Below are 24,001 nucleotides of genomic sequence, written 5' to 3' on the forward strand. Positions count from 1 at the left end.
GGAGCATTTAGAAGTTACATGAAACCGCTTGCGCGTGCTGTTCTTATCGCTCTGTCGCCATTGGCATTCGTCGCCACCGAGGCGAAAGCGCAATCGATCTTCGATGTCGAACATGCGCGCGCCATGTACCGTGCCGGCGTCGCCAGCCGGTACGATATGGAGCAGTTGAGACGCTACGGTGCGCCCAGCGGCTTTTACCCACAGTACGGGCCGCCGCCGCCCCGCCGGATTGATCTGCGCCGGCTCTGGTTACGAGAACGCTATCGCGATCGCTATTACGACTGAGCGGTGGTCTTGAAGGGCGGCCGCAGTTGGCCGATATATGCGGCATGGATAAAAAATCGATGCCAGCCGACGAGGCCGAGTGGCGGAAACTCTTGACGCCGGAGCAATATCGGATCTTGCGCGAAAAGGGCACTGAACCGCCCTTCACCGGTGAGTACCTGCATTCCGAGAGCGATGGAACGTTCACCTGCGCGGCTTGCGGCAATCCGCTATTTTCCTCCGATGCCAAGTTCGATTCCGGTTCAGGCTGGCCTTCGTTTGATGAGGCGCTGCCGGGCGCTATCGAATATCACACCGATACATCTCACGGGATGGTGCGCACCGAGATCACATGTGCGCGGTGCGGATCGCACCTTGGTCACGTTTTCGACGACGGTCCGACGGATAGCGGCAAGCGCTATTGCATCAATTCGGTTTGCCTCAATCTCGATGAAGAGGCACCGAAGCCCGAAAGTAAGTAGTGAGCCTTTTTAAGACGACTCGCGTGCTAGACAGGCTGTCAGGACTTGCCGTCCGGCGTCACGCGCTTCTGAAAAGCCATCGCGGCAGCGGGAGCGCGTATCTTTCCCTCGTGAATGAAATAGACAAACACGTCGCGTGGCGTTTTCGGAGCCTTATCCTTTGGCGCCATGACCGGCAGGTCGTCGGGTGTGCCACCGTCGGCCCATATTTTTGCGCGGGCCGCCCACTGATCGAGAGCTTTCGGCTTATAGGCGGTGGGCACCGTGTCTTGTCCCGTCTGAAGCCGCGCATAAACGAAGTCGGCCGTCACGTCGGCGATGGCCGGATAAATCGCGTGATCGGCGAAGACGATGGCGACCGCATGCTCGCGGGTCAAGGCAACGAACGACGGCGTGCAAAACGATGCATGCCGCACTTCGACGGCGTGCTTCAGTGGTCGCTTGCCGACTTTCTTCGGTAAAAGCTCGAGGAAGGTGCCGAAGTCGCCTTCCTCGAATTTCTTTGTCGGCGCAAACTGCCAAAGGAGCGGCCCGAGCTTGTCTCCCAACTCGGCGACGCCGGAATCGATGAAACGAGAAACCGAATCTCCAGCTTCCGCAAGAATGCGCCGATTCGTAGCGTAACGCGGACCCTTCAATGTGAAAATGAAGTCGGGCGGCGTCGCCTTTGCCCAGCTTGCGAACGTCGAGGGTTTCTGCGTCCGATAGTATGTGCCGTTCACTTCGATCGTGGCGAGATGGCGGCTGGCGTATTCCAGTTCTTTCGCGTGCGCCAAGCCTTCGGGATAGAAAACGCCGCGCCAGGGCTCGAATGTCCAGCCGCCGATGCCGGCCCGGATCGTGCCGCTGCGGGCAGTTTCGGCTTTGCGCGCCATGACAGGCCTTCCATATTCGAGGACAGAATCGCCGTGTTCAGCGAATCGCCATAATTCTGGGCAAGTTCTTGTTTTTCCCGCGACCTCGGGGCGCATGCACGGATAATCGCGGGCACGGCATCTCGGCGTTTTTTCGCCGATCATTTATCATTGGTGACAGCGCTTGGGGCAAGCGTTGTAATCTTGCGCCGTTGGGATCAGCATTAGGCACATGACTGCCGAGAACGTGGGGCAAACGGCCGGTCTTTCCATTGCGGGCTTCGTACCTTGGGGTGCGGGCGCGTCGAAGCGCGAGCGGAATTTTTATATCGCGCTGGCCGTTGCGCTTCTTCTGCACGCTTCGTTTTTGATCAGCGCGGTTAGCAGCGGAGGCGCCAAGCGCCTTGGCGCCGAAAATGGAGCGGATGACGCGATCAGCGTTTCTCTGGTCACCGAGCAGGATCTCAAGAGCCGGGCGACTGTCGCCGACGAAGTTTCGCCACCGCCTGGGCCGATCGCGCCGACGCAGCAGGAGCAGAAGGCCAAGCCTGAGCCTCAGCAGCCGCCGGAGAAACAACAACAGCCGACGCCGCCTCAGCAGGAGCAGGCTAAGCAAGAGCCGCAGCCGCCCGAACCCCAGCAGCCTCCGCCGGAGCCACAGGCTCAAGATACGCCGCAGCCGCCGGATCAGCCGCAACCGGACGTTCCTCAGGAGACGGACCCGGCCAAACCGGATCAGGTCGCCAAACAAGACGATACGAGCCCAGACAGCCAGCCGCCGGACCTCTTCTCGCTCGACGATCAGGATCCATCGAAACTGCAGAGCGCGAACGAGCCGAAGCCGAAACCGCAACCTAAGGAAGACACGAAGCGGGCCAGCAAGAAGCCGAGCACGAGTAAGGCTGCGAAAAAATCTTCGTCGAAGGCTCAGAAGAAGGTGGCTGCGCTCGATTTATCGACGCAGGCCCTGGCTCCGAGTTTTAGCGGCGGCGGTGGCGCGGCTGCATTCCAGCGCCCTCCGGGCATCACGCGCTCGGGCCTCAACGATGCTTTCGCGAGGGCGGTGATCAGGGCGCTTCAGCAGACCATGCCGCAGCTCTCGAATACGCTCGGCCGTGTGACCGTTCGAATTTTTCTGTCCGACAGCGGCAACGTGATTTTCGTAAAAATGCTCGCTGGATCCAAGGATCCATCGCTTAATCAGGATGTGGTCTTTGCAGCCAAGCAGACGAGCTATCCTATTCCGCCGGCGGGCTCTAATGAGGCCGACCGCACCTTCATCGTGACTTACATCTACGATTGAGGTCGCCGAACTCGACTTCGCGACAGACCTGCGGAATTTGTCCGCTGCCTTGGTATTACGCGAAATCAGGCAGGCAGCGTCGCGGCAAGCAGCTCTTCGGCGTGCGTAGCCGATGAAATGACAAGTCCGACGACCGTCAGGATGAGGAGAGCTAAGAGGAAGGTCACGTCGGTCTTCTCGCTCATGATCGCTCCAACAGGTTGTTGCGATGGCAGACAAACTGCCAATCGTGCGGTCCTGGGCGATCCCGAAGAAGTTTCTTATGACGTTCTCAACAGGCTAAGTTCGACTCAGGCTCGGCCACAATAGCCAAAGTGAAGCAGCGTCACCGACACCCGCTGAGAGTGGCCGCGACGCTGCAGAGCTTCTTTTCGTTACGTGTTTCGGAGGAGGGGACGGACACTTATTGCTGCTGCACGGCATCGGAAGCCGTATTCGTGCCTCCGAGCTTCATTGGCGCATATTCCGGCGTTTCCCTGCGGCAAGCGCCGAGCGCAAGAGCGGCGATGCATATTCCAAGCGCGACGACTTTCATGATCATCTCCCGTGGTCGATTGCGATTGTCTGGATACGCATGTGAACGCGGGAGCAACGCCGGAAACGTCGAGCTTGTTCCGTGTTGGGCTTGACGCGGATGGTGCAAAAAAGCCTGGCGAATCTCAGCCCGTCCGGAAGCCGCTTTGACCGGCATGATTTGAAACGGGCAAATCTTAATGTTCAGGCAAGCATGCTTTCAAATTTAATTGGGATTCTCACAAAGTATGATCGTGCACCTTAAGCGACACGCTAAGGCTGCTAATTGGCTGTTTGGTAAAGTGCTGATCTGCTTTGGATATTTTTTGCGTGCCGAGTTGCCCGCGGTCTGCGCGGCGCAGATGGAAAACAGCTGATTATTTTCTCGACGAGAATAATTGCTTTTATCTTCACGCGGTCTGTGTACCTCGCATTAAGGAGGCCGATAGTAGCGTCCGGGCCGTAGCCTCCGCTCATGAGGAGCGGGGTAAATGCTTGTGATGGAACGAGTGACGGGCGAATCCATTCCGGCCGGCGTCGAACGCTCGACGCTTGAAAATGCAATTGCGTCTGGCTTTCCGCTGCTGAAATTTCCTCAGCAGCTCGAAGCGGCCTTTGAACAAGAAGTTGCGGTTCAGCGGTGCCGACAGCTCGCGTTTGGCGGGTTGTTTGGGATCTTGCTTTACGACTTGTTTCTCATCCCCGACTGGCTGGTTTCCCCGCAGACGTTTGTAACGTCCCTCTGGGTGCGCCTCGGTGTGGTGACGCCAATCGCGTTGCTTATGATCGCGTCGCTCTACCTCAATCCGCCGGTGGCGATCCGCGAATTCCTGGTGGCGGCCGGTGGCGTTGTGCTCGGCGCAGGCAGCATTCTCTATCTCATGCTCGTCGGCGAAGGTGGGCCAGGGGACGCGCAGCACCAGTCGCTCATTCTCATCATACTCTTCATAACGATGGTGCAGCGGGTGCGGTTTTGGTGGGCCATGGCCGCGTGTCTGGCTTGTTTTGCGATGCACGCCGTCGGATTGTCGTTGCTACCCGCATCCACGTTCGAGTTCCAGGTTTCGGCCAACACCGTGTTTGGATGCGCCGTCGTTCTGACCCTTTTCGCCTCATATGTGCTGGAGCGCGAAACGCGGATGAATTATCTGTTGTCGCTCAGAGGGCGATTGCAGCGCCAGGATCTCGATGCCAAGAGCCGCCGGGACGCGCTGACAGGGCTTCGCAACCGGCTCTCTCTCGACGAAGCGATCGAGGACTGTGACCGTGCGGATGGCGTTGACAAAGAGTTGGCGGTCATTCTGCTCGATATCGATCATTTCAAATCGTTCAACGATACGGCCGGTCATCAGGCCGGAGACGTCTGCCTGAAGCGCGTTGCGGGGATCGTGCAGAGCGAGTTGCGGGACTATTCCGACGATGTTTTCCGCTTCGGCGGCGAGGAGTTCGTCGTCCTGTTGCATGGCGTCGATCTGCCGAGGGCGATCAGGATTTCGGAGCGGATTCGAAAAGCAGTGGAGGATGCATCGATCCCGCATCCGGCGCTTGACCTAGGAGAGGTCGTGACGGTCAGTATGGGTGTCGCGTCGGTGGTCCTGAGTCGAGATATTCGCGTGGGTCAGGTAATCGCTGCGGCAGATGCGGCGCTTTATTCGGCGAAGCGAAACGGTCGCAACCAAGTGGCGCCGCGGATGCAGTTCGTCGAATTCGTCGGAATGGCTGAGCGCGGGCTCTTCGCGCACTAAAGTTGTCGGCAAGAGCATTTCGAAAATGCACGGATTAGGCATCTTCGAGCTCATGCACGATCAGCTTCCTGATATGCAAGGCTGGCACGAGGTTCGTGCGACATCTCTCTTGCCATGTTGCGTTTGTGTTTGTCGCTCTTGACCAGGGAACAACGCCGCTGCATTTGCGTTTGGGGACGGGATATCACTTAGAAGGAACACGGATATGAAGAGGGTCGCGGTTTTGGCTGCGGTGGCGCTTGCCTTTTCGTCGGGTTGTGCATTCGCGGTCAGTCAGGCCGTGAAAGATGCATGCAGCGCCGATTACGCTGCGTATTGCAGTCAGCACAAAGTCGGTACGCAGGCAGCAAGGTCCTGCATGCGCGAGCATCGCAAGATGTTGACCGACTCGTGCATCCATGCGCTTGGACATTCGAGCGAAGTTACGCAGGCTGATATCGACCAATATCACCGCGAGCACGGCAAGTAATTTTGCTCGCGCTGCGGGCGTCTTTCGAACAAGCTTTGCGCCCGTCGCTGCATCTTGCGGTGGCGGGTTTTCTTTTGGTCCGCCTCTTCGTCACCAGCGGACGCGGCCAAGTCCCAGATACCGGCCGATCAGCTTTCTGACGACGGTGCTTGGCAGCTTGCCGCGCGCGAAGTGGTTGAACTTGGCCGTCGGGCCAACTGCATAGCGGAACCGAGGGTGCCGCGCCGCCAGGGCTTTCGCGACGGCCTTGCCGACATCTGCAGGATCGCCCGCTGACTTGGCGACAAGGGCCTCGACCGTCACCTCGAGATGCCTCAGTAGCGGCAGGTAGACGCTATCTTTCGGGAGGATGCGCGGCGAGTTCTCCCAGATGCTCGTGCGGTAGGGGCCGGGTTCGATTAGGATAATGTCGATGCCGAAGTGCTCGACCTCGTAGGCGAGTGATTCGGCCCATCCTTCCACGGCCCATTTCGAGGCGCAGTAAGGCGAATTGGCGGGCTGGCCAGCAAATGCCGATTCGCTTGAGATGATGACGATACGTCCTCGGCGCTGCGCGCGAAAAGTCGGCAGCAGGCATTTCGTCAGCGCCAAGACGCCGAAGTAATTGACCTCCATGATCCGGCGGACGTCTGTCTCGGGGAGATCTTCGAAGGCACCGCCTGCCGCGACGCCCGCATTGTGCACGACGGCATCGAGTTGCCGATTGGGAAGATCCAATTCGGCGACGGCGCGTTCGATCGACGTTGGATCGGTTACGTCGAGCTGTCCGACCGTTACCGCTTGGTGCACGCCTGCCGCGACTAGCGCCCGGTCGAGTTCTCCGCGCTTGGTGAGGTCGCGCATCGTGGCGACGACGTCCCAGCCCTGCTTTGCGAGTTCGACCGTTATGGCTAGTCCGAAGCCGGACGACGTCCCGGTGACGAGAACTCTTGGCATGGGGCAGGGGCTCCGCGAATTGTTGTTGTCGGCGTTTTACGCGACTGCCGGCGTTGAATCGAGGCCGGGCTGTTCCCTGGGGAACAGCGAGGTGGGAGCGGCGCCGGTTAATCTATTCCCCACGACGCCGCGTCGCGGTGTCGGCCGCGAAACGACAAGTCCTGTGTTCCCGCCGGCTCACAGGGGCGTCGTGATGCGGCCGACTCCCTGAGGCGGTTGCGATTGGGCTGGAACTAGTCGAGGAAGGTAACGCGTCCGGTCGCGACGTCGTGCATAGCCGAGACGATCTTCAGCTGTTGGGCTGAGACGAGATCGCGGAGGACGCTGCTGAGGGCGGTCAGCCGCTCCGCGCCTAGGTGGGCATTGGCTGTTGCGACGGCCTGAACGAAAGCCTTGTTCTTCGACGTGCGATCGTCCGGAAAGTCTTTGCTTGCTTCGGCCACAGCGGGCTTGATCCGCGCCAGGACGCCGGTCAGCAGACCGAACTCGACATCGTCGACGGCGCCTTTGATAGCGCCGCATTCGCTATGGCCGAGCACCACGATAAGCTTGGCGCCTGCCAGCTTCGTTGCGAATTCAGCGCTCCCGGCAATATCGTCGTTGATGACGTTGCCGGCCACGCGGGCGCTGAATATGTCGCCGATACGTTGATCGAAAACGAGTTCGGGCGGCACGCGGGCGTCAATGCACCCGATCACGACCGCCGAGGGAAACTGGCCGCCCGCTGTCGCGCGGACCTGTTCGATCAGATCGCAATTGCGCATGTTCTGTGTGGCGAAGCGTTCGTTTCCGGCCTTGAGCTTAGCCAAAGCGTCGTCCGGGCTGGTCGCGGACTGGCGCTCGGAGGTCATGACGGAGCACTGATCGGCGGCGAAAGCCCGATCGACTGCCAGCAGACCGGCGGCTAAGGCGCTACTGCAACAAAAATGACGGCGCGACAGCATCAAAGCCTCCCAGATATCGACGACCGAATCTAACTGGGGAATGCTTAAATGGACACGTCCAAAACAAGAGCAAATTCTCGTTTATTATCGGCGATTTGAGGCAGCTTCTCTGTTTTTATGGGACTTTAGTCTCGCGTCTAAGCCAATTCCAGCGGATTAGGATGTCTGCGGGATTTGCCTTCAAAAAAGGAGCCAGTTTCGAGCAGCAGTTTCTTATGAACGATGTTGGCGTTGACCACGCAGGCGGATTTCAGCGTCAAATCGTTGGCAAAAATCTCGCCGGTGACTTCGCCCACGACAGTGACGGTTTCCGATTTGATCCGGCCTTCGATCACGCCGCGCGCGGCGACCGTGAGAGAGAGGCAATTGACTTCGCCCAGGACCGTGCCCTCGATGACGAGGGGGCCGGGATAGTCGATGCCACCTTCGATGGTGGCGGTGCGCGGAATAGTGAGTGTGCGGCCGACGCTGGTGGTCGTCTTGAGGTCACGCATAAAACTTGTACCCGTCCGTAGCCGACACAACTCCCGCTGGCATCAGCCTGACGGATATTTTCGGCGAATTTCAGGCTTTTTCGCACCGGGCAAAGGTATCTTGCGTCCGCGGCGGCGGCAACTCATGTGGCAGCGCGCGGCGTTGCCACCGACGTCCTCTTGCGCTCTTTCCGATGCGGTATTAGCAAACGGCCGTAAAGTCGGCGCTCGAAGGGAGAATGGGCTAATGGCGGAGACGACGGATACGAACGCGGCAATCGCCGAACTGAAACGCGAAATCGCCGAGCTTTCGGGATTGTCGCTCGCCACGGGCGTTATTCTTACGCAGCTTCTGCAGAAGATCGTGAGCCGCGAGATGAGTCCGCAGAATGCTGCGACGCAGATCGTCGGCAACGCCCGCGAGGCAATCGAGGGCTTTACATCGCATGTGGACGTCGATCCGGCGATGAAGAAGCGGGCGTTGGAAGCGGTCAAGCAGTACGAAGACCAGATCCGTTCGGTTCTGCCGATCTAGCTTCATTGGCGCGCGGTGACATGCGGCCTGCGCCCCAGCCGCCGCGCGCTGCAAATTTTTCTGACGCTGTCGAGTGTCGCGCGACCTGACACGGTGTCAGGGTCCGCCGCTCGGACGGATGCGTTTCAGGAGATCCCAAAGCGGGAGCGCCGCTAGCCCCCCGACCATGCCGCCGACATAGCTCGGCAGCGGGAAGCGGAAGACGGCTTGCCAGATCAAACCAGCGACCCAACTCGCCACCAGCATGGCGACGATCGTGACGAGCAGGCGTTGCCAGAAGGGAAGAAAGAGAGACATGGGCGGTTCTCAAACTGCTGCGGATCGCTATTTCTCGAATTCTTCGTAAAGTGCTTTCATGACTTCCAGCGTGACCTCGTCCACTTTCTGGCCGCCGATATTGCTCGTCACCACGATGGCGAGATCGTGATCTGGGTCGACTGCGATGGACGCGAAGTTCAGACCGTTCGAGCCATTGTGCGTGAGGATCGGTTTTTCCGTCCAGTTGAATTTTGAAAGTCCCCAGCCGAGCGCGTAGGCTCCAGATTTCGGCGTGCCGGGCTTTGGATTCTTTATCTCCATCGAAACGGCCGGCGCCTCCAAGATTTTCAGCGTCTCGGGTGTCACCAGGGCCGGGCCGCGCTTGCCGCCGCCTGCAATCCATCCAGCCCAGGTTGCGAAGTCCTTGATGCTCATATGTGCCAGCCCGGCTGGACCGAGGGAAGCCGGCAGATCTGCGCTTTCGCCCCATGCCATCGGTGTGATCTTGCCATCAGCCTCGATGCGATGGCCAACAGGTGCGTCGTAGAGACCAAATGTTGCTTGAGCGCCGAGGCCCGCCGTCGCCAGCCCGAGCGGTTCGTAAATCCGCTCATACATCAGACGCTCCCAAGGTTTGTCCGCCGCTTTTTCGATCATCGCTCCGGCGGTGATGTAGCCGAGGTTCGAATATTGAAACTTGCCGGATGCCGGAAAGCTCGGGTCGTGCTTCGAACCCCAGGCCTCGATCATGTGTAGACGCCAGTCCTTGAGCGTATGCTCGTAGGCGTCAGCGCTGAAATAAAGTTTGCCAATTTCTTCATTGTCGGTCGGTATGCCGCTCGTATGCGAGAGCAACTCTTTCAGCGTGATGGCGGCGAACTTCGGCCTGAGATTGGGAAGATCGGAGCCCAAAACCTCTCCAATGGTCGAATTCCAACTCAGTTTGCCTTCTTCTACCATCATCGCCGCGAGGGTTGCGGTCATGGCCTTGGTGTCGGATCCGAGGTGATAGCGGTCATCGACCGTGACCGGAATTGTCGTTCCCGCCACACGCACGCCTACCGCGCCAACTGCTACGAGCTTTCCATCTTTAACGACCGCCGCCGCGAGCGACGGGAGTGCATGTTTTGTACGGATCGGGTCTAGCAGCGTATTGAGTGAAATCTCGGCGCGGGCGGTTGCTGCAAACAGAAGGGAGGCAGCGAGAAAGACGAACGGCATACGCATTAGGGCACTCCAGCTTTCGGTGAAGCATAGCCCGTTTCAGGACGAAGTGTCTCAACGGCCGGCTGTTAGTGACGGATTTGGTTGAGCTGCCGTTAAATTTTTGGCCGCCCACGTACTTACCGGGCGGATGGTACAACTCTAATTCGCCGATGGTTTCAGTTGCCTCAGTTCGGCGACATGATTTTGGAATGCGGATGATTGCAATAACAGAATTTTTCGATCGCCTTTGTTTGGATCGGCATTTTGCCAATGATGCATCTGGCGACACCCTGGTATTTCCCTTTGCTCGACGAGGGCGCGGCTATTTATTACCTGCAGACAAAGAAACCGGCGTCCGCCGGGCACTGCGCGTACAGATTATCGCCTCGTGGATTGCCATGCTTTCGTTCTGCATTTTCGGCGTGTGGATGACGATATCCACCGAGAAGCAGGCATGGCACGATTGGCTTGCGATCGTATCGTGGTTGGCCTTCATCATCGCGTATTTGATCTATTCGCGTTTCAGCCTTGTCCGCGGTCTTGCGCGGGCGTGATGACGTGCGTTGCGCCGATACGTCTCACCGAATGCAGACATAGTATCAAGATCGCTGTCCGATCTCTATTTAGGCGGCGGGCGATTTTTGAGACTCATGATGTAGGCGATAACGTCGTTACGGTCGTCCGCATGCAGCACGAAATTCGGCATCGTGGGATGAGATGTGTCCAGCCACACAGCGAGTGCACGTCCGCTCATGCCAGACGTTTGAGCGACACTTGTGAAGGAGGGAGCATCGGCATTGGGTGATTTCGGATTTCCGAAGTCTATCGCATGACACTCAGCGCAGTGTTTCGCGGCGAAATTGTATCCCTGTCGTGCGTCGCCAATCTCCTGGCTGTCGACGGCCGATGGCGTTGAGACGGCGGCGAGCATTGCAGCCGTGGCGAGCCCTCGCATCGTTTTGGAATGCAACTGATGCATGCGGCTTCTCCTCCGTCCATGTTCTCTTATTTCTCGGTTCGAAGTGACATGATGTAGCCGGCGAGATCTCGGATCTCGATGCGCGTCAGATTTAGATTGGGCATCGGCGGGTGTGGCCGCGTAAGCCACGTAGCAAGATGGTCCAGCGTTTGTCCCGGTTGGTTGGCGATGCCGGCAAACGTCGGAACATCGCTAGGGACCGGAGCGTTCGCCGGTTCTCCAATCAGATGACAGGACGTGCACAGCTTGCGTGCGAGATTGTTTCCGTTCTCGAGGTCAGGATGTTTAGATTCTGCTTTGCCCGGCTCTTCTTTCAAGTTCGGCGGCGCATCCATCTGCTGCGCCAAAGCTGAAACCGGCAACGGAGCCGTACAGCCAAATGCAATGACCGCAAATGCCAAAGCATTCGTCGCAAACGTACACGTCGCACGTATCGCCAATTTTGCCGTCATCTAACCCCTCAAAATCCATTGTTCGAAATCAATACAATTGTGACATCGGTGCGCTAGGTCATGAATTGACGAAGCGCAAATTGGCCGGGTGGGTAGAGATGATTTATTTGAGCGTGGATTGTCGTGCATTGATGCTGGCGCTAGGCTTCGTCTTCTTAGTGTCGAGTAACGCAAGCGCAAACGGGGATGAGCAAGAAGCGGCTAAGGGCTTGGCGATCCTGCAAAAGAACTGCGCGCGTTGTCATGCGCTGGGATTGACGGAAAACAGCCCGCACGCTCAAGCGCCGCCGTTTCGCGATATCGTCCATCGCTATCCTGTCGAGGATCTCGAGGAATCGCTGGCGGAAGGCATTATGTCGGGTCATCCCGATATGCCCGAGTTCAGCTTCGATCCGGACCAGATTGGGTGGATCATCGCCTACCTCAATAGCCTAAAAGCCAACGAAAAAAGGTAACTAGACGACGTTTTTTTTAGCGCTTCATCCGTAAGCAGAAGGCGGCCGTAGCCTTGGGTCGCCGATCGGCGTGGAACAGCCCCGCATGTGGACGCGTTGCCCTTTGTAGTTGAGGACGCGCAAAAAAACTGCCAGCGCGCCCAGGACATGGAGGACTTCGATGAAGAGGACATTTGTCGCTATCATCGGCGCGGTTTCCATCGCGGCGTTTGCGGCGCCGATTGCGCACGCGGATTCCATTAGTGGTGTCGAAGGCGCCCGCGCCAAAGAGCGCCAGGGCCGCTATCTCAATCGCAGCGACCGTGAGCATCTTCGCCGTTACGGTAGCAACGATGACTACGGTTGGCGTGGACGCTATCGCTATTACGATGATGGCTATTACGATGATGGCCCCGGTGGCGTGAGTGTTTATGTTGGCCCTGGTGGCGTCGGCGTTTACGGTTACTGATCGCTGACGATCGAATCTCTAAGCGCGCGAGGCGAGCGGGTGGATAATCCTGCGACGCCTTGCACGCATTTGCAAAATGCGGGGGCAACCGTTGATGGAGCCAACCGGCGCCTGCCTGCAAGCACGTCCCCAAAAAGTTCCGCCCACAGCACTTAAAATATAGGCTTTTGAGGCTGTTTTCTTGCGGCGGATATTTCCTGTGAGATCGTTTCAAAACGTATGCGGCGAGTATCTCTGTATCGCCGTGCAATTGCAGCGGCTTGGTGGGTGTCAAGCCGCGTCATTCGCAATCAAAACAAAGGAGAGACTTCGGGATGAAACGTTTCGCACTTATTTGTTTAATGGCAATCGGAACGACCATCGGCGGCACGGCAGTATCAGCCGCGCCTGCATCGACCAGCCTTGCCGGCGTCGGAAAAGCGCAGAGCGGCGTAGAGCTTGTTCGGCATAAACGCGGACATTGGAAACGCAATCGCCATTATCGCCACAAGAATTGGCATCATCGGCGTCACTGGCGGCACAATCGCTATCGTGGTTGGCATCGCTATCATCGCCGTCCGTGGAACTGGCGTTCGCGCGGTTGTGTGATCATCGGACCGGTTTGGATGTGCCCATAAGAGACCTTTGCGTCTCTATGATCGACTGCGTTTTTTTGTGGAAGAGCCGGGCGTCCGTCCGGCTCTTTTTTTTATGCGAGTTCTCTCGGCGCCTTCCGTGCCCGGGAGGCGGAGAGCCGAGCGCGGATGACATTTTGGATTGGTCTAGCTCGTGAGCAGGTGCGCACCGATGTCCTCGATACGCTCGAATATCATATCAGGTTGGAGCGTGCGTAGTTTTTCGGGTGCGGTGTAGCCCCAGGTCACGGCGGCGAAGTCAATGCCGGCAGCGCGGGCGGCATTAAGGTCGCGGGCTTCATCGCCGATCGCCAGAACCTGATGCGGGGCGACGCCCGCGCGTTTCATTACGCGGCGGAATTTTCCGGACTTGCCGAAGAGCGCCGCGCTGCAATTGTAATCTGAGAAGAGGGCAGTGTTCTCGGGACCGAGAACGACTTTCGCGTTCTCCTCGTTGTCGGATGAGACGAGCGTCAGCGTGACGCCTCCGCTCTTCAGCGTGTGCAGCATGTCGCCTGCGCCGGGAAAGAGCGAGATAGTCTCGAGCTGCGTCGATTTCAGCTTGCGCATGTAGCGGGCGATCATCGGCAATTTCCAGCGCGGTACGCCGAGGTGTTTCAGAATCTCGGGGACGTCGGCACGGCGCAACGGTTCGATCTCGTCTTCGCTGACGCGGCGCAGGCGGAACGCATCCGCCACGTCGTTCAGGCTGCCGATGAACCAGGGAAAGCTGTCGGCGAGGGTGCCGTCGAGATCGAAAATAACCAGCGAATAGCGCATGTGCTAATGACGGCTCCTCTAGCTCCGACCCTGTCTCGGAACGGAGAGGGAGTCAATCGCGCATCACTTGCAGGGTTTTGCGTACGGACCGTGACAGCACCGGCTGCGTATTGTCGCTGAGTGGCAGGGCGCGGGATTTGTCTTTCGTCGGCGTCTTTTGATGGCGCACAACAAGTCCCCAGCAGGGAGCAGGCCGCCATGCGCGTGGGCTCGGAAATGTCGGTTGGCGACAACCAAGCCTCATGGCGATGCTTAGCTTTTCGATGCCGTAGGGCTCTGGCTGCCAGATATAGCGTTCGCCCGCCGCCTGACGGATGGTCTCAAGCGTTCGCGAAGCGCCTGGAACGTCACGTATAGTGACGGGATTGCGAATATCCCGATGAACGACGCGAAAATCATTCCGCCGAATACAGGCGTGCCGACATTCCGGCGCGCGAGTTCGGCAGCTCCAACGGCAATGACAAGCGGCAATAATCCGAGGATGAAAGCGAACGACGTCATCATCACCGGTCGGAATCGCAATCGGCTGCCTTCGGTCGCTGCTTCATGCAATTCGATACCGCGCTCACGCTGCTCTTTGGCAAATTCGACAATGAGAATGCCGTTCTTCGCCGCGAGACCGATCAGCACGACCATGCCGATTTGGCCATAAAGGTCGAGCGTCAGGCCGCCCAGCACGATGGCCGCGAATGCGCCGAACACGCCGACGCTGACCGACAACAGAACGGGGACCGGAATGGTCCAGCTCTCATAGAGTGCGACGAGGAACAGATAGGCGAAGAGTAGGGCAAATCCCAAGATGATCGCCGTCTTGCCTTCGGCGCGCTTTTCCTGAAAGGCCGTATCCGTCCATTCGCCCGCGTATCCGTCAGGCAGCGTGCGTGCGGCGACGGCTTCCATCGAGTTGAGAGCTTGACCGGAGGACACACCGGCCGCCGGGCTGCCTTGAATGGTCACCGCGCGGAGATTGTTATAGCGAATGATCGCCGATGGACCGATGACAGGCCGCACTTCCACCAAGCTCCGCAACGAAATCATCTCGCCTTTGTCGTTTCGCACATTGATCCGAAAGATATCGTCCACGCTCGTGCGATCGGCAGCGTCGGCCTGCACTTGGACCTGCCACGTCCGGCCGAAAAGATTCATGTTGTTGACGAAATATCCGCCGAGGGATGCCTGCAATGCTTGAAACACGTCGTTGAGCTTCACGCCAAGAACCTGAACCTTGTCACGATCGATATCGAGATAGATGGAAGGGTTCGTCGCGGAATACGTGCTGAAGACGCGCGAGAGCTTCGGGTCCTGGTTGGCGGCAACGAGAAGCCCTCGTAATACCTGTGCCAGGGCTTTTGGATCGCCGCCGCGGAGATCTTTCAGAACGTATGCGAAACCGCCACCCGATCCGAGACCGATGATCGGCGGTGGCGCCAACGGTACGACAATTCCGCCCACGATTTCGCGGAACTTTGGCCCCAGCCGCGAGATCAATGCATTGACACCTTGCGAGCGGTCCTTCCTCTCCGCGAAAGGTTTCAGCGTCACAACCATGAACGCGCCGTTGGCCTGGGAATAGTTATCGATGAAATTGAGGCCGATGACGGACGTAACATCCTGGACGGCAGACTCGCCTTTCAAAATTTCCTCGGCCTGCTTCACGACATTGGTGGTGCGCACGACGGATGCACCTCCCGGAAGCTGCGCGATAACGAACAGCGCGCCCTGATCGTCTTCCGGTAGGAAACCAGTCGGCGTGACTTTTGACAGCGCACAGATTCCGACGCCGGAGATTGCCACGAGAGCGAGGCCGACCAACGAGAACCGAAGCATCCGCGCCACCGCGGCGCCGTAGGCGTCCCGAATGTAATCGATGCTTCTCATAATGATGCCAATCAATCCTCTGCGCGGTCCATGGTGCGGTTTCAGAAAAATGCCGCACAGAGCAGGGGAAAGCGTAAGCGCGTTGATGGCAGAGAGGAACATCGACACTGCGATGGTAACGGCAAACTGGCGAAACAGTTCTCCCGAAATTCCAGGGATAAACGCGACCGGCACGAACACAGAGAGAAGAACCAGGGTAATGGCGATGATCGGCGCGGTAATTTCCTGCATGGCGAGTTTGGTCGCCTCGGCGGGAGATAGGTCCGGCCGCTCCTCCATCACGCGCTCGACATTTTCGACCACGACGATGGCGTCGTCGACCACGATGCCGATCGCCAAAACGATTGCGAGTAGCGATACTGTATTCGCCGAATAGCCGATGGCGAGCAGCACGACGAAAGTGCCTATGAGACTGACTGGAACGGCAAGTGTCGGGATCAACGTCGCGCGAACGCTGCCGAGGAAGAGATAGACAACGATAACGACGAGAATGAAAGCTTCTATGAGCGTCTTTTGAACTTCGTGAATGGTATCGGTGACGAACTCAGTCGGATCGTAGGTCACTTTCCAGGCAAGATCCTTCGGGAACCGCTTCTCTGCCGCTGCGAGCTTGCCTTTCACTTCGTTCAAAGTCGCGATCGCGTTGGCGCCGGGAGCCTGATAGATCGCGACGACAGCTGCGGGGCCACCATTAAAAAGCGTTTCGCGGTCGAGATTGGCCGCACCAAGCTCAAGACGCGCCACGTCGCCAAGGCGCAGAATGGAACCATCGGAGTTCGTCCGCAGAACGATCTTTTCGAAATCGGCGACGTTGTTGAGGCGGCCTTTCGTTGTGAGATTGAGCTGCAACTGCTGCTCGTTCGAAATTGGTCGAGCGCCTATGCGCCCCACGGCGGCTTGAATGTTCTGCGCTTGGATCGCGTTGATAATGTCGCCCGTCGTGAGGTTGAGCCCTGTGAGCCGATCGGTCCGGATCCAGGCGCGCATGGCGTAGTCCTGCGGTCCCCACAACGTCGCGTCGCCGACGCCCGGCGTACTTTTGATTTGATCTAGAAGGTTGATCGTCACGTAATTGGAGAGAAAGAGCGGATCGTGCGTGTGCTTCGGCGAGTAAAGTGCGATGACGCCCAGCAACGCTGACGATTTCTTTTTCACCGATACGCCCTGTCGCTGCACTTCCGGCGGCAGGCTCGACAATGCGACCTGGACTCTGTTGTTGACGTTGACCGTGTTAATGTCAGGATTTGTGCCGAGTTCGAACGAGCAGATGAGCGTATAGCTGCCATCGTCGCCGCTGACGCTCTTCATGTAGATCATCTTGTCGACGCCGACGACCTGCGCCTCGATGGGCTGCGCGACGGTCGCATCGACTACCGCGGAATTCGCACCGGGATAGGTCGTCGTAACCTGCACCTGCGGGGGAACGATGTCGGGGTATTGCGCCAACGGGATCGCATAGAGCGCGAGCGCACCCGCAATCGTCGTGACGATGGCGATGACGATTGCGAGCCTCGGCCGGTCGACGAAAATGGCTGAGAGCATTGATCAGCTCCGATCCGTCGTGGATGGCACGGGCGTTGCGATCACCGGAGCTCCCGGCCGGACCCCCTGCAATCCTTCGACGATGACCTGTTCGCCTGCGGAAAGGCCATCTTCGACGACGACGCCGTTTCCGAAATCTCCGCCGGTTTTGATCCTTCGAACCGCTGCCTTTCCATCATCGACGACGAAGACGTAAACGCCCTCCTGATCGGCAATGAGCGCAGCTTGCGGAACGACGACTTTATCTTGGGGCGTTCCAGTCTCGACGCCAACGCGCACGAATTGCCCGTCGATCAAAGCACCATTCGGATTGGGGAAACTCGCGCGCACAAGAACGGTATCGGTCGATCGGTTGACCGTGACGTCGACGAAGTTGATCGTACCGATTTGATCGTAGACGCTCTGATCCGCAAATCGCAGCGTCGCCTTGAGTTTCGTTAGGTCAAGAGATTGCCCGCTTTTTTGCAGACGCAGAAATTCCCGCTGGCTGACGGGAAATGTCACGTACATCGGGTCCTGGCTAACGATAACGGTCAGCGGCCCGGTGTCTGGACCGACGACATTGCCTTTAGTGATAGTCGACCGCCCGACCTTTCCTGCTATCGGAGCAGTAATAACGGTATATCCGAGGTTGATCTTTGCCGTCTGCAGGCTGGCTTCGTTGATGAGTATCGTGCCCTTGGCTTGCTCATCCGCGGCAAGAGCCTGATCGCGGGCGACAGCGGTACCCACGTTGCGTTCAAGCAGATCTTTTGCGCGATCGAGCTGGACCTCGGTCAGCACTTTCGCGGATTTGCTGCGCTCCAATGCGCCTTGCGCTTCGCTGACGGCTGCTTTGAAGAGGCCGTCTTCGATTCGAAAGAGCGGAGCGCCGGCGGGGACCATCTCGCCTTCCTTGAATTCGATCGCGTCTAGAAAGCCCGTGACCCGGGCGCGGACGTCAACCCGTTCGATCGCCTCCACTCGGCCGACGAAATCGAGAGCATTGGAGATCGGCTTAAGATCGGCACGAACGACGCCGACGGAAATTTTCGGTGCCTCAGCCTGTTGAGCGAGGGCCAGAGGCGGTGCAACGAAGAGCGCAAGGATGGCGAACGAAGCAAGGCGCATTTCGGCCTCCTGGTTCATGTCGTCAATGCGGTTCAGGGACGAGCTTGAACGCGGGGGCGCTATGCTTCTTGGGTTTGCTCACTTCTCTTTTCGGCAGCTTGATCCTGTCGCGCTTGATGTCCTCGTAGGGAATAAGACTGAGAAGGTGCTCGATGATATTGAGCCGTGCCTTCCGCTTGTCGTCCGAGTACGCCACATACCAGGGCGCCCATGCGGTGTCGGAGGCTGAAAACATCTCGTCGCGCGCGTGCGTATAGTCATCCCAGCGGGTGTAGGACTTCAGATCCATATTCGAGAGCTTCCAGATCTTACGGCCATCGTCGATGCGCGCCTCAAGGCGACGCGTTTGCTCATCGGGACTGACCTCGAGCCAGTATTTGATCAGAATTACGCCGGAATCGATGATGGCCTTCTCAACCGAAGGCACGATTCTGAGAAAGCGTTCGACCTGCTTTTCCGAGCAAAAGCCCATGACGCGCTCGACGCCTGCACGATTGTACCAGCTGCGATCGAAGATCACGATCTCGCCGCCCGCCGGAAGATGGGGCAGATAGCGCTGAATATACATTTGAGATTTTTCGCGTTCGGTCGGAGCCGGAAGCGCAATGACGCGGAAGATGCGCGGGCTGACACGCGCCGTAATGGCTTTGATCGTGCCGCCTTTCCCGGCACCGTCCCTGCCTTCGAATACGATGCAAATTTTTTTCTGCTCGTGGCGAACCCATTCCTGTAGTTTGACGAGTTCGGTATGCAGACGCTTCAGTTCGCGCTCGTAATCCTTGCGTTTCAGCTTGTTGTGATTTCTGGGTCGTTCGCTTTCCAAGGTGGGAGCGTCAGCGCTCTTACTGTCTTCCATGTCATTGCCTCAGCAAACCGCGTGCCCCGCCGTCCTTAATGCAATGTGCCGCCCACTGTTGCCGATATTGCCTGCGTTAGAAAGATCCGAATACGGTCTATCTGAGTAAATTCGTTATTGCGATGCGAACGACTGAACTCCGCGGAAGCGCAAACTAGACTTGCGGAGTCAGGAAGAAAGCGATCCCCAGTATGAAGTAGACGGCTAAAAGTTGAACGCCCTTCAACCAATCCGAGCGGCCGTCTCCGGCAACTTGCCCTGTTACGACGACTGCGAGGAACACCGCGAGCACCAAGCCCTTTCCGAACAGCAAGTTCATAGGGGAGGCGCCGACGAAAAAGCTTAAAAGAACCAGGACGGGAGCGACAAACAACGCGACCTGAACGCTCGACCCGATGGCAATCGATAGGCTGAGATCCATTCGGTCCTTCAAGGCGGCCGTCACCGCAGTCGCGTGCTCGGCAGCATTGCCCAGAATGGCGACCACGAACACGCCGACGAAGAGATCGCTGAAACCGAACGCATGTGCCGTTGGCTCGATCGCGCCGACCAGGATTTCGCTGAGCCAGGCAATTGCCACGGTACACGCTGCAAGAACCCCAATCGCCTGGCCGAGCGGCCAGTTTTTTCTGTGTTCGCTATTGTTTGGTGCGGTCAAGGCCAGAAAGAAGTTGGGGTGAGTACGCACGGAAAAAATGAGAAAAAGCCCATAGAGAACGAGAAGCACAATAGAAATAGCGATGCTCAGTGTGCTCTCGCCTCCGCTATAGCGTTCACCGACAAGCGCGCTGTAAGCAGCGGGAATGACGAGCGCAATAGCCGCCAGTGTCAGCATGGTCGCTTGCGCTCGCGCTCCCGCAGCGTTGAAGTGCTGCTCATGATGGCGCAAACCGCCGGCCAGCATAGCGGCGCCGAGCACGAGAAGAATGTTGCCGACGATCGAGCCGACGATGGTGGCTTTTACGATATCGTGCAATCCGGCGCGCAACGCTGCGAGGGCGATGATCAGTTCCGCGGCGTTGCCGAAAGTCGCATTGAGCAGGCCGCCGACACCTTCGCCGGCGCGGTCTGCGAGTTGTTCTGTCGCTCGTCCGAGCCAGGCTGCTAGCGGCAGAATGGCGACGGCGGACGCGAGAAATATATATGTGTGCTGATTTGGGGCGAGATACTCAAGCGCCACAGCGACAGGGGCGAAGCACAGCAGCCAATTCCACATCGCTTTCTCCTGATGCCGCGCGCGCTATGGCAGCCTATCTTCCCAGTCGACCCAATCGACCGGGATTTCTTTCAGATAGGCGCTGACGGCTGCGCCGATCGTCGGAAAAAACGCTTGTTCGCCGAGTTGTTTCACCAGACCGAAGCGCTTCAACTTATCTTTTACCGGGTCTTTCAACTCGGCGAAGCACAGTGCGATTCCTGCTTTCTGTAGCGTGCGGTCGAGTTCCGCCACCGTGTCGGCTGCGGTGACGTCGACGTTCGTTATAGGTTCGGAGGCGACGACAACCCATCGCGCTGGCGTTGGTGCGGTTTCAACCGCCGTGATCACGCAGTCCTGGAACAGCTCTGCATTCGCAAAAAAAAGAGGCGCGTCCCAACGGAAAAGCACAAGCCCCGGAATGCGGCGCGCATCGGGATATCGGCTGATGTCGTGATAGCCTTTGATGCCTTCGGCGCGGCCGAGAACCGCATAATGAGGCCGCCATGCATCCCAGAGGAATTGCCCGAGGGCGATGATGACCGCGAGCGCGATGCCCTGAATTGCGCCAAACACGGCGACACCGGCGAAGCATACGATAGAAAGCCAGAATTCCCACTTCTGCATCCGATAGATGCGCATCAGGTCTTGAATTTCAAACAGCCCGATTGCCGAAGCTATGACGACGGCCGCAAGCGTGCTCGTGGGCAAGTTCTGCAATAAATTGGGTGCGGCGATGATAAGTAAGGCAACTGCAAGCGCGCCAGTGATACCCGTCATCTGGGACCTGGCGCCTGCGGCCTCCGCGACGGGGGTCCGCGATGAGCTACTGCTGATCGGAAAGCCCTGAAAAAATCCCGCCGCGAGATTGGCCGCGCCTAATCCGACAAGTTCTTGGTTAGGATCGACATATGTCCTCGTTCGGGCAGCATATGCCCGCGAAAGAACACTCGTGTCGGCGAAGGAGATCAAGGCCACGGCGAGGCCACCCGACAGGACCGTCGCGAAATCTGTCGAATAAATCCAGGGAATGCGAAACGACGGCAAACCCTCGGGTAGCGGCCCGAGGACTGAAACGCCGGCACTCTGCGCCAGACCCAGCATGCCGACGACGGCGGTAGCCCCAATGACTGCTATCAAGATGCCCGGAACAACCTTGCTGCGCTTGAGAAGCAGGATGACAGCCAACGTTGCAGCGCCGATCGCGAACGCGGTCCAATTCGTCTTGCCGCTGGTAACACCATTACCGATCGCAATGATGTCGCGCAGGGGGCCCTGGCTTTCAATCGAAAATCCGAGCAGCTTCGGCACTTGGCTCAGCAATACCGTCAGGGCGATGCCGTTCATGTAGCCATAGCGGATGGGCTTCGACAAAAGTTCGGTGACGAAGCCTAACTTCGCAAGGCCTGCTGCGACGCAGACGACGCCGGATACGATCGCCATTGCTCCTGCGAGCGCCACTGCCCGCATTGGATCGCCGCCCGAGAGGGGCTACACTACAGCGAGGATGACGGCAGCAAGGGATGAATCCGGACCAAGAACAAGGATGCGGCTCGGACCGAAAAGGGCATAGACGATCAACGGCACAATCGTCGCGTAGAGGCCGTAAATCCCCGGCAAACCCGACGCGACTGCATATGCGATCCCCGCCGGTACAAGCATCGTCGCAAGAACCAAGCCCGCAACCACATCATGCTTTATCCAGCTCGGCTGATAGTGCTTAAGCGTATTCAGGCCCGGAAGCCAACGCTCCGCTGCGCCGCGATCACCTGCCATTTGGGGGCGCAAGACCGGGCGTTGGGTCGGGCTTCGTGTCGCCGTGGGGTCAACGGTCATTCAAGGCCCCATATGCAGACTGAGCATGCGCTGCCGGGATAAGGTACGCCGCTCAAATTTTGCTGCAATAGGTGTGCTGTGCCGTTGCGAAGTCCTTGATTGCCGTCAAGTGCGCGATGATAGATTGGCGTTAAAAGTTTCTTGCAGCGAGCGGGCGATCCGTATGCTGCTCCGGTTTCCAATCTTGATTTTCTTCGGCGTCGGAATATCCTGAACGAACATAGTGTGCAGACTGATCTTTTCCTGAGTTGCTGCATATTTCTTGACGTTCTCAGTCAAAGAAGCGCTCGCTAACACGAGCATGAATCCAAAAAGCACCGGATGTTCGAAACGCCATTGAAGTCGGGGGGAATTGAAAAGATCCAAGGAGAAAAACAATGCCTGGGCTCTTGCGACCCGAAGACCTGAAGATGATTTCGCTCGATGCGGAAACGGAAGAATACAATCGAGAGCGAGACCTCAAGAAAAAGAAAGCGCAGCAGGATAAGGAGCTGCGCGAAGCGTTCATGTCGCGCAAAGTCGCAGAAAAAGCCCTGGCGATTGATCGCGTCAATAATGCCATCCGAATTGCCGCTCAAAATGGCCAGCACCATCTGCAGGTCATCACGTTCCCGTCGAGCTACTGCAGTGACGGCGGCCGCCGCATCAACATTGCCGATCCGGAATGGCCGACGACGCTTACGGGTTTCGCAAAAGATGCGTATGAATTCTACGATACGGAGCTACGCCCCCTGGGGTACAAGCTCCGTGCGGAAATCATAAGTTTTCCCGGCGGGATGCCCGGCGAGGTGGCAATGTCGCTGGCGTGGTAGGCGCCCGGAGACTCTGCTTTTGTTGGCGCTTTGCGACACGCGTTCCGCGCGCCGGCCTCAAAGCGCGGGGATGTTATGCGCTGGCCGACGCTCCTTCGTCGAGCGGCAGCCTGCGCGGAGTTACCCCCGTCGCGCTTTCTCGATGGCCGCGACGTCGATCTTCTTCATCGTCATCATGGCTGAGAATGCGCGCTTGGCCTCATCGCCGCCGGCTGCGAGCGCGTCGGTCAGCACGCGCGGGGTGATCTGCCAGTTGACGCCCCATTTGTCCTTGCACCAGCCGCATTCGCTCTCGCGGCCGCCGTTGCCGACGATGGCGTTCCAATAGCGGTCGGTTTCTTCCTGATCTTCGGTTGAGATCGAAAACGAGAACGCTTCGCTGTGCTTGATCCCCGGTCCGCCGTTGAGGCCCATGCACGGAATGCCGACGACGGTGAATTCGACGACGATGACGTCGCCCTCATGGCCTGAGGGATAGTCGCCCGGCGCGCGGATGACGGCGTCGAGGGAGCTGTCCGGGAACACGCTCGCGTAGAAGCGGGCGGCGGCTTCGGCCTCCTTGTCGTACCAGACGCAGATCCGGCTCTTGGACATGACTTGGGCTCCTTTTTGTTTGCGGCTTCCGACTCCGCTTCGCGGAGCCGGCCGGAAGCCGCGACTGATGCTGCGCGACCGGTGCTTTCTTAAGACGGTCTCGGCATTCCCGTTCCGACATCATAGATGCGCTTTTTCTTGATTGCGCCGAGGCGACACGCCTTTTGATTTGCGCATGGCGACTGCTTTTCTTTTGCGCCTTCCGACACGCCGGCGGCGCGCCGGCCGGAAGGCGCGGGCTTGCTCGAACGCAAGTGCGAAGGACGAAGACATAGGCATGCGCCAACGGCCGGCGTGACGCAGCAAATGCACACGGCGGCCGGCTCCCCGGAGGGGAGTCGCCGTGTGCAAGCAATAAAGCACGAAGCGGACGGGTTCCGCGGCGTGGTCTTCGCAATGAGCAGTCTCGGAACCGGTCCGCTTCGTGACGAGACCGAGAACAGGGTTCTGGACAGGTCACTTAATGAA

General features: G+C 58.3%; 26 protein-coding genes and 1 pseudogene. 10 read left to right on the forward strand and 17 right to left on the reverse strand.

Features of this window, described 5'->3' with window-relative positions; all coding sequences use genetic code 11:
- The first annotated feature begins 18 nt into the window (after positions 1–18).
- Together ACLB1Z_RS07830 and msrB are read left to right on the forward strand one after the other, a co-directional pair.
- A complete protein-coding gene (locus tag ACLB1Z_RS07830) occupies positions 19–285 on the forward strand; it encodes a hypothetical protein (protein WP_409562803.1) in 267 nt (88 codons plus the stop codon).
- A gap of 59 nt (positions 286–344) precedes the next feature.
- On the forward strand, positions 345–746 hold the full coding sequence (gene msrB, locus ACLB1Z_RS07835; RefSeq protein WP_013946944.1) for a peptide-methionine (R)-S-oxide reductase MsrB: 402 nt from the start codon (positions 345–347) through the stop codon (positions 744–746).
- 38 nt (positions 747–784) lie between these two features.
- On the opposite strand, the gene ACLB1Z_RS07840 is transcribed toward msrB, so the two are convergent.
- Positions 785–1,621: a DUF72 domain-containing protein gene (locus tag ACLB1Z_RS07840; protein ID WP_409562804.1), complete on the reverse strand. Its 837-nt coding sequence runs from the start codon at positions 1,619–1,621 to the stop codon at positions 785–787.
- 211 nt (positions 1,622–1,832) lie between these two features.
- Between ACLB1Z_RS07840 and ACLB1Z_RS07845 the strand changes: the two genes are divergently transcribed.
- Positions 1,833–2,903: an energy transducer TonB gene (locus ACLB1Z_RS07845; RefSeq protein WP_409562805.1), complete on the forward strand. Its 1,071-nt coding sequence runs from the start codon at positions 1,833–1,835 to the stop codon at positions 2,901–2,903.
- 403 nt (positions 2,904–3,306) lie between these two features.
- Here the strand turns inward: ACLB1Z_RS07845 and ACLB1Z_RS07850 are convergent, their stop codons facing one another.
- The gene (locus ACLB1Z_RS07850; protein WP_409562806.1) at positions 3,307–3,438 is read right to left on the reverse strand and encodes a hypothetical protein; all 132 of its coding nucleotides are present in this window, start codon (positions 3,436–3,438) and stop codon (positions 3,307–3,309) included.
- 469 nt (positions 3,439–3,907) lie between these two features.
- Here ACLB1Z_RS07850 and ACLB1Z_RS07855 point away from each other — a divergent pair, with 469 nt between their 5' ends.
- Together ACLB1Z_RS07855 and ACLB1Z_RS07860 are read left to right on the forward strand one after the other, a co-directional pair.
- Complete coding sequence (locus ACLB1Z_RS07855; RefSeq protein WP_409562807.1) at positions 3,908–5,161, forward strand: diguanylate cyclase; 1,254 nt, start codon at positions 3,908–3,910, stop codon at positions 5,159–5,161.
- Between the two features lie 205 nt (positions 5,162–5,366).
- Positions 5,367–5,630 carry a hypothetical protein gene (locus ACLB1Z_RS07860; protein WP_409562808.1) on the forward strand — a complete coding sequence of 88 codons (264 nt, stop codon included), beginning with the start codon at positions 5,367–5,369 and terminating at the stop codon, positions 5,628–5,630.
- Between the two features lie 90 nt (positions 5,631–5,720).
- Here ACLB1Z_RS07860 and ACLB1Z_RS07865 read toward each other — a convergent pair whose 3' ends face one another.
- The 3 genes from ACLB1Z_RS07865 to ACLB1Z_RS07875 form a co-directional block, all read right to left on the reverse strand.
- Positions 5,721–6,566 carry an SDR family NAD(P)-dependent oxidoreductase gene (locus tag ACLB1Z_RS07865; protein WP_409562809.1) on the reverse strand — a complete coding sequence of 282 codons (846 nt, stop codon included), beginning with the start codon at positions 6,564–6,566 and terminating at the stop codon, positions 5,721–5,723.
- A 233-nt stretch (positions 6,567–6,799) separates the two neighbouring features.
- Positions 6,800–7,510 (reverse strand): carbonic anhydrase family protein, encoded by a 711-nt coding sequence (locus ACLB1Z_RS07870; RefSeq protein WP_013946953.1) that lies wholly within the window; start codon positions 7,508–7,510, stop codon positions 6,800–6,802.
- A gap of 137 nt (positions 7,511–7,647) precedes the next feature.
- Positions 7,648–8,004, reverse strand: a complete 357-nt coding sequence (locus tag ACLB1Z_RS07875; RefSeq protein WP_409562810.1) for a polymer-forming cytoskeletal protein — start codon at positions 8,002–8,004, stop codon at positions 7,648–7,650.
- A 226-nt stretch (positions 8,005–8,230) separates the two neighbouring features.
- Between ACLB1Z_RS07875 and ACLB1Z_RS07880 the strand changes: the two genes are divergently transcribed.
- Complete coding sequence (locus ACLB1Z_RS07880; protein ID WP_409562811.1) at positions 8,231–8,518, forward strand: hypothetical protein; 288 nt, start codon at positions 8,231–8,233, stop codon at positions 8,516–8,518.
- Between the two features lie 96 nt (positions 8,519–8,614).
- On the opposite strand, the gene ACLB1Z_RS07885 is transcribed toward ACLB1Z_RS07880, so the two are convergent.
- Both ACLB1Z_RS07885 and ACLB1Z_RS07890 read right to left on the reverse strand, forming a co-directional pair.
- A complete protein-coding gene (locus tag ACLB1Z_RS07885) occupies positions 8,615–8,815 on the reverse strand; it encodes a hypothetical protein (protein ID WP_409562812.1) in 201 nt (66 codons plus the stop codon).
- A gap of 27 nt (positions 8,816–8,842) precedes the next feature.
- Entirely contained in the window at positions 8,843–10,003 is a 1,161-nt protein-coding gene (locus ACLB1Z_RS07890; RefSeq protein WP_409562813.1) for a serine hydrolase domain-containing protein, read from the reverse strand.
- Between the two features lie 188 nt (positions 10,004–10,191).
- Between ACLB1Z_RS07890 and ACLB1Z_RS07895 the strand changes: the two genes are divergently transcribed.
- Positions 10,192–10,536, forward strand: coding sequence for a hypothetical protein (locus tag ACLB1Z_RS07895; protein ID WP_409562814.1), 345 nt, complete (start codon positions 10,192–10,194; stop codon positions 10,534–10,536).
- A gap of 65 nt (positions 10,537–10,601) precedes the next feature.
- Here the strand turns inward: ACLB1Z_RS07895 and ACLB1Z_RS07900 are convergent, their stop codons facing one another.
- Positions 10,602–10,961, reverse strand: a complete 360-nt coding sequence (locus ACLB1Z_RS07900; protein ID WP_409562815.1) for a c-type cytochrome — start codon at positions 10,959–10,961, stop codon at positions 10,602–10,604.
- 26 nt (positions 10,962–10,987) lie between these two features.
- Positions 10,988–11,413 (reverse strand): c-type cytochrome, encoded by a 426-nt coding sequence (locus ACLB1Z_RS07905; protein WP_409562816.1) that lies wholly within the window; start codon positions 11,411–11,413, stop codon positions 10,988–10,990.
- A gap of 98 nt (positions 11,414–11,511) precedes the next feature.
- Here ACLB1Z_RS07905 and ACLB1Z_RS07910 point away from each other — a divergent pair, with 98 nt between their 5' ends.
- Both ACLB1Z_RS07910 and ACLB1Z_RS07915 read left to right on the forward strand, forming a co-directional pair.
- Positions 11,512–11,868 carry a c-type cytochrome gene (locus ACLB1Z_RS07910; RefSeq protein ID WP_409563241.1) on the forward strand — a complete coding sequence of 119 codons (357 nt, stop codon included), beginning with the start codon at positions 11,512–11,514 and terminating at the stop codon, positions 11,866–11,868.
- Positions 11,869–12,028: 160 nt separating this feature from the next.
- The gene (locus ACLB1Z_RS07915) at positions 12,029–12,316 is read left to right on the forward strand and encodes a hypothetical protein (protein WP_409562817.1); all 288 of its coding nucleotides are present in this window, start codon (positions 12,029–12,031) and stop codon (positions 12,314–12,316) included.
- A 761-nt stretch (positions 12,317–13,077) separates the two neighbouring features.
- Here ACLB1Z_RS07915 and ACLB1Z_RS07920 read toward each other — a convergent pair.
- The 7 genes and pseudogenes from ACLB1Z_RS07920 to ACLB1Z_RS07950 form a co-directional block, all read right to left on the reverse strand.
- A complete protein-coding gene (locus tag ACLB1Z_RS07920; RefSeq protein ID WP_409562818.1) occupies positions 13,078–13,710 on the reverse strand; it encodes an HAD hydrolase-like protein in 633 nt (210 codons plus the stop codon).
- Between the two features lie 252 nt (positions 13,711–13,962).
- Positions 13,963–17,130 carry an efflux RND transporter permease subunit gene (locus tag ACLB1Z_RS07925; RefSeq protein WP_409562819.1) on the reverse strand — a complete coding sequence of 1,056 codons (3,168 nt, stop codon included), beginning with the start codon at positions 17,128–17,130 and terminating at the stop codon, positions 13,963–13,965.
- A gap of 3 nt (positions 17,131–17,133) precedes the next feature.
- On the reverse strand, positions 17,134–18,240 hold the full coding sequence (locus ACLB1Z_RS07930) for an efflux RND transporter periplasmic adaptor subunit (RefSeq protein WP_409562820.1): 1,107 nt from the start codon (positions 18,238–18,240) through the stop codon (positions 17,134–17,136).
- Between the two features lie 22 nt (positions 18,241–18,262).
- A complete protein-coding gene (gene ppk2, locus ACLB1Z_RS07935; RefSeq protein ID WP_409562821.1) occupies positions 18,263–19,096 on the reverse strand; it encodes a polyphosphate kinase 2 in 834 nt (277 codons plus the stop codon).
- Positions 19,097–19,250: 154 nt separating this feature from the next.
- Positions 19,251–20,312, reverse strand: a complete 1,062-nt coding sequence (gene cax / locus ACLB1Z_RS07940; protein WP_409562822.1) for a calcium/proton exchanger — start codon at positions 20,310–20,312, stop codon at positions 19,251–19,253.
- A gap of 24 nt (positions 20,313–20,336) precedes the next feature.
- Positions 20,337–22,067, reverse strand: a pseudogene (locus tag ACLB1Z_RS07945) (SulP family inorganic anion transporter).
- Positions 22,068–22,232: 165 nt separating this feature from the next.
- Positions 22,233–22,505 carry a hypothetical protein gene (locus tag ACLB1Z_RS07950; protein ID WP_409562823.1) on the reverse strand — a complete coding sequence of 91 codons (273 nt, stop codon included), beginning with the start codon at positions 22,503–22,505 and terminating at the stop codon, positions 22,233–22,235.
- On the opposite strand from ACLB1Z_RS07950, the gene ACLB1Z_RS07955 reads away from it, so the two are divergent.
- Positions 22,505–22,939 carry a hypothetical protein gene (locus ACLB1Z_RS07955; RefSeq protein ID WP_013946972.1) on the forward strand — a complete coding sequence of 145 codons (435 nt, stop codon included), beginning with the start codon at positions 22,505–22,507 and terminating at the stop codon, positions 22,937–22,939. The genes ACLB1Z_RS07950 and ACLB1Z_RS07955 overlap by 1 nt on opposite strands.
- 120 nt (positions 22,940–23,059) lie before the next feature.
- Here ACLB1Z_RS07955 and ACLB1Z_RS07960 read toward each other — a convergent pair whose 3' ends face one another.
- Positions 23,060–23,533 carry a VOC family protein gene (locus ACLB1Z_RS07960; RefSeq protein WP_409562824.1) on the reverse strand — a complete coding sequence of 158 codons (474 nt, stop codon included), beginning with the start codon at positions 23,531–23,533 and terminating at the stop codon, positions 23,060–23,062.
- Positions 23,534–24,001 lie beyond the last annotated feature (468 nt).

Source organism: Hyphomicrobium sp. MC8b (assembly GCF_905067615.1).
Lineage (GTDB): Bacteria > Pseudomonadota > Alphaproteobacteria > Rhizobiales > Hyphomicrobiaceae > Hyphomicrobium_B.

Coding starts and splice junctions, on each gene's coding strand:
- ACLB1Z_RS07830 (WP_409562803.1), top strand. CDS start 19: ATGAAACCGCTTGCGCGTGCTGTTCTTATCGCTCTGTCGCCATTGGCA.
- msrB (WP_013946944.1), top strand. CDS start 345: ATGCCAGCCGACGAGGCCGAGTGGCGGAAACTCTTGACGCCGGAGCAA.
- ACLB1Z_RS07840 (WP_409562804.1), bottom strand. CDS start 1,621: ATGGCGCGCAAAGCCGAAACTGCCCGCAGCGGCACGATCCGGGCCGGC.
- ACLB1Z_RS07845 (WP_409562805.1), top strand. CDS start 1,833: ATGACTGCCGAGAACGTGGGGCAAACGGCCGGTCTTTCCATTGCGGGC.
- ACLB1Z_RS07850 (WP_409562806.1), bottom strand. CDS start 3,438: ATGAAAGTCGTCGCGCTTGGAATATGCATCGCCGCTCTTGCGCTCGGC.
- ACLB1Z_RS07855 (WP_409562807.1), top strand. CDS start 3,908: ATGCTTGTGATGGAACGAGTGACGGGCGAATCCATTCCGGCCGGCGTC.
- ACLB1Z_RS07860 (WP_409562808.1), top strand. CDS start 5,367: ATGAAGAGGGTCGCGGTTTTGGCTGCGGTGGCGCTTGCCTTTTCGTCG.
- ACLB1Z_RS07865 (WP_409562809.1), bottom strand. CDS start 6,566: ATGCCAAGAGTTCTCGTCACCGGGACGTCGTCCGGCTTCGGACTAGCC.
- ACLB1Z_RS07870 (WP_013946953.1), bottom strand. CDS start 7,510: ATGCTGTCGCGCCGTCATTTTTGTTGCAGTAGCGCCTTAGCCGCCGGT.
- ACLB1Z_RS07875 (WP_409562810.1), bottom strand. CDS start 8,004: ATGCGTGACCTCAAGACGACCACCAGCGTCGGCCGCACACTCACTATT.
- ACLB1Z_RS07880 (WP_409562811.1), top strand. CDS start 8,231: ATGGCGGAGACGACGGATACGAACGCGGCAATCGCCGAACTGAAACGC.
- ACLB1Z_RS07885 (WP_409562812.1), bottom strand. CDS start 8,815: ATGTCTCTCTTTCTTCCCTTCTGGCAACGCCTGCTCGTCACGATCGTC.
- ACLB1Z_RS07890 (WP_409562813.1), bottom strand. CDS start 10,003: ATGCGTATGCCGTTCGTCTTTCTCGCTGCCTCCCTTCTGTTTGCAGCA.
- ACLB1Z_RS07895 (WP_409562814.1), top strand. CDS start 10,192: ATGCGGATGATTGCAATAACAGAATTTTTCGATCGCCTTTGTTTGGAT.
- ACLB1Z_RS07900 (WP_409562815.1), bottom strand. CDS start 10,961: ATGCATCAGTTGCATTCCAAAACGATGCGAGGGCTCGCCACGGCTGCA.
- ACLB1Z_RS07905 (WP_409562816.1), bottom strand. CDS start 11,413: ATGACGGCAAAATTGGCGATACGTGCGACGTGTACGTTTGCGACGAAT.
- ACLB1Z_RS07910 (WP_409563241.1), top strand. CDS start 11,512: ATGATTTATTTGAGCGTGGATTGTCGTGCATTGATGCTGGCGCTAGGC.
- ACLB1Z_RS07915 (WP_409562817.1), top strand. CDS start 12,029: ATGAAGAGGACATTTGTCGCTATCATCGGCGCGGTTTCCATCGCGGCG.
- ACLB1Z_RS07920 (WP_409562818.1), bottom strand. CDS start 13,710: ATGCGCTATTCGCTGGTTATTTTCGATCTCGACGGCACCCTCGCCGAC.
- ACLB1Z_RS07925 (WP_409562819.1), bottom strand. CDS start 17,130: ATGCTCTCAGCCATTTTCGTCGACCGGCCGAGGCTCGCAATCGTCATC.
- ACLB1Z_RS07930 (WP_409562820.1), bottom strand. CDS start 18,240: ATGCGCCTTGCTTCGTTCGCCATCCTTGCGCTCTTCGTTGCACCGCCT.
- ppk2 (WP_409562821.1), bottom strand. CDS start 19,096: ATGGAAGACAGTAAGAGCGCTGACGCTCCCACCTTGGAAAGCGAACGA.
- cax (WP_409562822.1), bottom strand. CDS start 20,312: ATGTGGAATTGGCTGCTGTGCTTCGCCCCTGTCGCTGTGGCGCTTGAG.
- ACLB1Z_RS07955 (WP_013946972.1), top strand. CDS start 22,505: ATGCCTGGGCTCTTGCGACCCGAAGACCTGAAGATGATTTCGCTCGAT.
- ACLB1Z_RS07960 (WP_409562824.1), bottom strand. CDS start 23,533: ATGTCCAAGAGCCGGATCTGCGTCTGGTACGACAAGGAGGCCGAAGCC.